4 protein-coding genes are annotated in these 5,426 nt (G+C 42.9%); 3 read left to right on the top strand and 1 reads right to left on the bottom strand.

All coding sequences use genetic code 11. The features are described 5' to 3' along the window. The 3 genes from ACKI5B_RS09180 to ilvB all read left to right on the top strand — a co-directional run. Positions 1-370: YitT family protein (locus tag ACKI5B_RS09180; RefSeq protein ID WP_407428008.1), on the top strand; the 370-nt coding region annotated here is incomplete at its 5' end. Positions 371-454: 84 nt separating this feature from the next. After that, positions 455-2,548, top strand: a complete 2,094-nt coding sequence (locus ACKI5B_RS09185; RefSeq protein ID WP_407428010.1) for a methyl-accepting chemotaxis protein — start codon at positions 455-457, stop codon at positions 2,546-2,548. A gap of 96 nt (positions 2,549-2,644) precedes the next feature. After that, positions 2,645-4,366, top strand: a complete 1,722-nt coding sequence (gene ilvB, locus ACKI5B_RS09190; RefSeq protein WP_407428012.1) for a biosynthetic-type acetolactate synthase large subunit — start codon at positions 2,645-2,647, stop codon at positions 4,364-4,366. A gap of 169 nt (positions 4,367-4,535) precedes the next feature. On the opposite strand, the gene ACKI5B_RS09195 is transcribed toward ilvB, so the two are convergent. After that, the coding region (locus ACKI5B_RS09195; RefSeq protein ID WP_407428014.1) for a class II fructose-bisphosphate aldolase at positions 4,536-5,426 on the bottom strand (891 nt) is incomplete at its 5' end.

Below are 5,426 nucleotides of genomic sequence, written 5' to 3' on the forward strand. Positions count from 1 at the left end.
TGTTCTTGTTTCTGCAGGTATTTTATTCGGCTGGGATAAAGCGCTTTATTCAATAATATTTCAGTTCACATCTACTCAGGCACTTAATATTTTCTATAAGCGTTATTCAAAAACAACTCTTTTAATTGTTACTGACTTTCCGGATGAAATTTATGCCGTTATTAAAGCAGAAACAAATCATACAGCCACGATTTTTGAAGGAAAAGGGGAGTATTCTGGCAAAAATCACAAACTTTTGTATACCGTAGTTTCAAGTGATGAATCTGGCCGTCTGGAAAAGAAAATCCGCGAAACTGACAGTTCAGCATTCATCAATGTACTTCAGTCCAAGGAAATAGTCGGCCGCTTTTTTAAACGGGGTAAAGACTGATGAATAAAAAAATGATTAGAATTTTCTTAAAATTTCCATTTTTATTTAAAAAATCAGAAATTTCGATTAATATAGATGATACTTATGGAATATTCTACAAAAAAACAAGGTAAGCTTGTGCTTTACATCATCGCGATTATTATTCTGATAGTCGCAGTGCTTAGTTTTCTTCAGGTTACGCTCGTCACACAGCGTGCAAAAAAATCAACTGCAGCATCTTATGAGGAGGACTGTAAAAAACTGACTGAGGCTTATTCTGAAGTCGTTTCAATCCGGCTGAGTGAATATATCAAACAGATGCGTATGTATACAGAAGCTGATGTTACCAGGACGGCTGAGCCTTATGAGATTCAGCGGTGGCTTGTTTCCCACGCATCTTCGCGAACGCCGGATTTCGACAGAATCGGTTATATTGACGAAAAAGGCGATTTTTACAATGATCAGAATAAGATTACGAATGTCGTTGACCGCGGTTACTATCTTGCAATTATGCGTGACGGTAAAGATACCGACATTGATGATCCTGTTACGTCAAAATCAACTGGTACAACAATTATTCATGTTTCAAAAGCCGCAAAGCGCAGCGGAAGAACTATTGGTTTCTATAGTGCTGTCGTCGGTGTCGATAAACTTACTGAATTTATAAAAACCATCCGGATTGGAAATACTGGCTATGCAATTCTCTTCAACAGTAAAGGAAATGTCATCGCTACATCTGACCCAGATATCGATAATGAAGAAAAGTCTTCTGCAATGACTCAGGCTCTTCAGCCGGTAACACAGAATTTGATGGCTCGGCAGACTGGTGCTGCATGGATAAATGCGGGAAAATACGGAAATAAGTATGTCACTTATCAGCCGGTTGAAAATGCTGATTGGGGATTTGCGTTCGTTATCGATGAAAAACAGGTCTACGCTACTGCAAATGAAATTGTCATCACGCTTTCATTTGCGGCTGTTATTCTCGGTTTTTCATTGATTGCAGGAATCGGTTATGCAATTTACCGTTCACTCAAGCCTCTTAAACAGCTTCACGATGCAATTGACAATATTGCGTCTGGAAAAGCTGATCTTACACAGCGGATTTCCGGTGCGGCCGCAGAAGCTGACAATGAGATCGGTGGCGTTGTCAGGGGATTTAATCTGTTTGTTGATAAACTTCATGCAATCATTAAAGCTGTAAAAGATTCAAAAGTAGTTCTCGTTGATGCTGGAAACAATCTCCGAGATTCAACTGAGGATACGGCCGCTTCAATTACTGAGATTATTTCGAATATTCAGAGTATGGGCGGAAACATCAATTCTCAGGCTGACAGCGTTCAGTCAACGGCCGGTGCAGTCCATGAAATCGCTTCTAACATTGATTCCCTTAACAATATGATTGGTGAACAGGTTCAGAGCGTATCCCAGGCATCAAGTGCCGTCGAAGAAATGGTAGGTAATATCTCTGCTGTAAACAGTTCGGTCGAAAAAATGGCAGAATCATTCGTTACGCTTGAACAAAATGCAATCAGCGGTGCACAGAAGCAGGATGATGTAAGTGCGCGAATTATTCAGATTCAGGAAGAGTCCGAAAGTCTTCAGGAAGCAAATACTGTCATTTCAAGCATTGCCGAACAGACGAATCTTCTTGCTATGAATGCGGCAATTGAAGCCGCACATGCTGGCGAGGCTGGCAAAGGCTTCTCTGTCGTTGCAGATGAAATCCGAAAACTTTCCGAGACATCAAGTTCTCAGTCGCGCACTATTGGTGATCAGCTTCAGAAAATCCGCAGCTCAATCAATGGAATCGTAACTGCTTCAAACGAGTCTCACGATGCCTTTAATTCTGTTACAGAAGGAATTCGTCTCACTGACCAGCTTGTGCGTCAGATTAAGAGTGCTATGGAAGAACAGACGGTCGGTTCAAAGCAGATTATCGAGGCGCTTCATACTGTAAATGATAATTCTTCTCTCGTAAAAAGTGCTTCTGCGGAGATGAGCGAGGGTAATAAGGCTATTCTTGAGGAAATCCAGAATCTGCAGAATGCAACGCTCAGTATGAAAAGCGGCATGGATGAAATGTCAATCGGTGCGCGAAAAATCAACGAAACAGGGGCTGCTCTTTCAACGCTTTCCTCTCAGATGGAACTGTCAATCAGTGCAATTGGTGAGCAGATCGATCAGTTTAAGGTGTAGCTTTTTGTATGGTAAGCTTTTTGCATTGATTACAGTCTGATATTTCGTTAAAATTGTCCTCAATCAAAATCATGAATTAAGATTGAGGGCTTTTTAATGAAAATCAATGGATCACAAATAGTAATTGAATGCCTTGTTGAACAGGGTGTAGACACAGTTTTCGGCTATCCTGGCGGAAACATCCTTAACATTTACGATGCACTCTATAAAAACTCAGACAGAATCAATCATATTCTTACCGCACACGAACAGGCCGCTGCCCATGCCGCAGACGGATATGCCCGCACTACAGGCAAAGTCGGTGTCTGTATGGCAACATCAGGCCCTGGAGCTACAAACCTTGTAACAGGCATTGCTACAGCCTACATGGATTCAGTTCCTGTAGTTGCAATTACCTGTAATGTAGGCACTCCGCTCCTCGGAAAAGACACTTTTCAGGAAATCGACATCACGGGCGTTACTTTGCCAATCACAAAGCACAATTTTATCGTTAAAGATGTAAAAGATTTGGCAAAAACTTTCCGTGAAGCATTTATTATTGCAAAATCAGGCCGTCCGGGACCAGTTCTCATTGATATTCCAAAAGACGTTACTGCCAAAGAGTGTGAATTCGAACCTCTTAAAAAAGGTGATGACGGATTAAAAGCTCTTGTCGAAGAAAACGCAAATTTTTCAAGAGTTGTAAAAGTTGCAGTTCCGACCGACGAAGAAATCAAAAAAGCTGCAGAAATCATTAATAAATCAGAACGCCCTGTAATTTATGCAGGCGGCGGTGTCAAAATCTCCGGGGCTGAAAAAGAACTTCTCGAATTTGCAGAAAAAGCTCAGATTCCTGTTGCAGAAAGTCTTATGGGCCGCGACGTATTTCCGGCTAGCCACCCGCTGTGCACATGGATGGTCGGTATGCACGGAACAAGAGCAAGCAATATGGCAGTTACCGAAAGTGACCTTGTTCTTGCCCTTGGTTCACGATTCAGCGACCGCGTAATCGGAAATCCAAAAACATTCGCTGAACATGCAACAGTCTTCCATATCGATATTGATCCTGCTGAAATCAACAAAAATATTCCGGCTCAGGAACAGTTAATCGGAGATGTAAAGGCTGTTCTTACACGCCTTCTTCCGTTAATCGAAAAACGTGACCACTCAGAATGGCTTAAAAAAATCGACGGCTGGAAAAAAGAAGTGCCGCCGTGCTATTCAGAAGTTAAACCGGATTCAATTAATCCTAAATTCCTTCTCGAAACAGTTCATAAGCATGCCGGAGACGATGCATACATTACAACAGAAGTCGGCCAGCACCAGATGTGGACTGCTCAGTTCTATCCGTTTGCAAAACCGCGCCGTTTTGTAACTTCAGGCGGTTTAGGAACAATGGGATTCGGTACAGGAGCTGCAATGGGAATCCAGGTCGGAAATCCTTCTGCCCGCGTCGTTCATATTGCAGGTGACGGTTCGTTCCGCATGAACTGTAACGAACTCTGTACAATCGCGCGCTATAACCTTCCAATTGTAATTGTTCTTGTAAATAACGGCACTCTCGGAAACGTCCGCGTATGGCAGAAACTTTTCTACGATAAGCGCTACAGCCACACAACACTTGATTTCGGACCTGACTGGAAAAAACTTGCCGACGCTTACGGAGTAGGCTACTACAAGGCAAACAATAACGCAGAGTTCGATAAAATTTTCAAAGAAGCATTCGAAAGCAAAAAGCCGTGTATTGTAGATTCAATTGTCGATATTGATGAAATGATTCTTCCGATGGCAATTCCAGGAAAACCAATCGAAAATCAGATGATGGTCTGGGATAATTAATAATCGGGCGCCACCCGCTTTCAAGCGGGTCGTTCATTCCGCCCTTCCGCTGTCCGCTCCATTCCTTCACTTCGTTACGGAACGCCTTCGGCGGGGCTCCAATCACTGGCGCAAAAAAATGCCCGCTTATACGAAAAAATATCGTGTAAGCGGGCATTTTTGTTAGTATTTAGTCCAAAGCGTGTCCTGCTGAGCCTAATACATTTACACACTTGTGCATGTACATTTTTTTGAGTTCTTCGCGTGCCGGTGTAAGATACTGGCGCGGATCAAAATCGCCAGGGTGTTCTGCAAGGTGCTTTCGGATTGCTGCTGTCATAGCTAAGCGGCCGTCAGAGTCGATGTTGATTTTGCAGACTGCTGATTTTGCAGCTTTTCGAAGCTGTTCTTCAGGAATACCGACTGAATCAGGAATTTTTCCGCCGAACTGTTCGATAATTTTTACATATTCAACAGGTACAGAAGAAGAGCCGTGGAGTACAATCGGGAAACCAGGGAGTTTCTTTTCGATTGCTTCAAGAACATCGAATGCCAAAGGAGGCGGAATAAGAACGCCGTCAGCAGTTCGTGTACACTGTTCCGGAGTAAATTTGCATCGTCCGTGGCTTGTTCCGATTGAGATTGCAAGTGAATCACAGCCTGTTTTTGAAGTAAAGTCGATTACTTCTTCAGGTTTTGTGTATTTTGATTCTTCTGCTGAAACATCGTCTTCAACGCCGCCGAGAACACCGAGTTCTGCTTCGACAGTTACATCGTGTGCGTGGGCATATTCTACAACTTTCTTTGTAAGTGCAACGTTCTCGTCGTACGGAAGGGCAGAGCCGTCAATCATTACTGAAGAAAAACCGTTGTCGATACAGTCTTTGCATACTTCAAAATTCGGGCCGTGGTCAAGGTGAAGTACGATTGGAATGTCGCAGCCGAGCTCATGTGCATATTCAACAGCACCGCGTGCCATATTGCGGAGAATATTTGCGTTTGCATAAGCGCGTGCACCTTTGGAAACCTGTAAAATTACAGGTGATTTAGCTTCTACACAGGCCATAATGATAGCCTGCAT

Origin of the sequence: Treponema sp., from assembly GCF_045657965.1 — a bacterium.
GTDB lineage: Bacteria > Spirochaetota > Spirochaetia > Treponematales > Treponemataceae > Treponema_D.